The sequence below is a fragment of the Mesorhizobium sp. M2A.F.Ca.ET.039.01.1.1 genome, assembly GCF_003998035.1.
Classification (GTDB): Bacteria; Pseudomonadota; Alphaproteobacteria; order Rhizobiales; family Rhizobiaceae; genus Mesorhizobium.
The window spans coordinates 1-1,966 of sequence record NZ_RZRY01000949.1 but is presented as its reverse complement, the minus strand read 5'-3'; the positions used below and the strand labels follow the sequence as shown (position 1 = coordinate 1,966).

The 1,966-nt window shown below is 56.9% G+C and carries 1 protein-coding gene and 2 pseudogenes; 2 read left to right on the top strand and 1 reads right to left on the bottom strand.

Annotation, left to right across the window (positions count from 1 at the left end):
• Positions 1 to 196, top strand: a pseudogene (locus EOA24_RS43565) (hypothetical protein); the annotation flags it as partial.
• An 18-nt stretch (positions 197 to 214) separates the two neighbouring features.
• Positions 215 to 1,236, top strand: a pseudogene (locus tag EOA24_RS35965) (IS110 family transposase).
• 456 nt (positions 1,237 to 1,692) lie between these two features.
• Here the strand turns inward: EOA24_RS35965 and EOA24_RS35960 are convergent.
• On the bottom strand, positions 1,693 to 1,966 hold a 274-nt coding region (locus tag EOA24_RS35960), incomplete at its 5' end, for an IS3 family transposase (protein WP_145992568.1).

The window sequence follows — 1,966 nt, the reverse complement described above, 5'->3', positions numbered from 1 at the left end:
CAGGATCGAGAACATGTTCGCACGCCTCAAAGACTGGCGACGCATCCACACCAGATACGACCGATGTGCTCACACCTTCCTGTCGGCGATCGCCTTCGCTGCAGCCTTCATCTTCTGGATCAATGAGATGGGGTGGTTGCCGCCCTCCCCAGACGGCATCGCAATGTGCCAGGAAGGTGGTGTTTACAGCCACTGAGCGGAAAGGACGGCAACCATGACGAAAGATATGATGATTGGTGTGGATTTGGCAAAAGCTGCCTTTCAACTGCACGCTGCGTCGATGACGGGTCGGCTTCAGTTCCGTAAGAAGCTGTCGCGGCAGAGTTTCCTTAAGTTCATGGCCGAGCAGCCTCCAGCGTTGGCCGTGATGGAGGCTTGTGGTAGCGCGCATTACTGGGCCCGTTAGATGATCGGCCTCGGTCATGAGGTGAAGCTGATTGCGCCGCATTACGTGAAGCCATTTGTCCGTCGGCAAAAGAACGACGCGGCAGACGCCGAGGCTATCGTGATCGCGGCCCAGCGGCCGGAAATGCGCTTCGTCGAGCCAAAGTCTGCTGAACAACAAAGCAGAGCCATTTTGTTTCGCGCCCGAGAGCGGCTCGTCCACCAACGTACCGAACTCGTCAACGCGCTCAGGGCGAGCCTTTATGAATATGGCCATGTTGTTCCCCAGGGGATCAACCAGATCAAGCGGATCGAAGAGATTCTGGATGTTCCGAACAGCGACTTGCCTGATTTGATGCGCGAGGAATGCCAGGAGTTGCTGGAGCAGATTGCCGAAAAGACCGTCCGTATCGATGTCCGGACTGGTAAAATCAAGGCGCTGGCGGCTGAAGCTGACACGGCGCGACGCCTGCAGACCATTCCCGGGGTCGGCCCATTGACCGCCTTGGCAGTTGAAGCTTTCGCACCCTCGATGGAGAGCTTTAGATGTGGTCGCGACTTTGCGGCTTGGCTTGGCCTCGTTCCACGCCAGTTCTCCTCAGGTGGTAAGGAGCGACTTGGTCGCACGTCCAAGGCGGGGCAGGCTGATATCCGCAGGCTGCTGATCATCGGCGCGATGTCACGTCTTAACTGGATGGGCCGTAAATCAATCCCGCAGGGTTCGTGGCTGGCGCGCATCGCAGCGCGAAAGCCGCGTATGCTTGTAGCCATCGCTTTAGCCAACAAGATGGCGCGGACGATGTGGGCTATGCTGACGATTATCGAGTTCCGGCGCAGGTGGCAGCAGCATGAACAACATGCTGCAAAATCTGCCTGAGGCCGGATAAGGGGGTGTAGGAAGGCGACGACCCGAATGGGCACAATGATCGAACAGATCTGGGTCAGAAAAACCAGTTCAGGACTCTGAGCGTTAAAGCTCGCCAATGAGATTGGGATCTGATCCGCAGATCACCATACCGGCCAGCGGCCTATGACAATGCCGCATCCAAAGGCCTTACAGAAGACCGCACTCGATCACTCGCAAACTCGGATCAAAAACTTCTTGCATCACGGGCGGCAACCACAGAAGTCCTGACCCTAGCCAAGCAACGTGTAGATTATAGAGAGGACCAAGCTATGAGGGTTCACACAGTAACAGGGCCGATCACTGTAGAGAGCCTAGTAGGCCGTAAACTCATAAATTGTGGACCAGCGACGCAGGCGATGGCAGGTGGTGTTTGGCCTGCTGCCGGTTTTTCGGACACTCAGTTAAGCTAGCATAGCTTGCTCCTCGAACTCGACGGGGCTTAGATAGCCCAAAGTCGAGTGCCTACGCCGCGGGTTGTAGAAGCGCTCGATGTAATCGAACACGTCCGCCCTGGCGTCATCTCTCGTCCTGTAGACCTTGCGGGCTGTCCGCTCGGTTTTCAGCGACGAGAAGAAGCTCTCCATCGCGGCATTGTCCCAGACGTTGCCCGACCGGCTCATCGAGCACGTGATGTCGTGGTCGGCCATCAGGCGCTGGAACTGCTCGCTCGTATAT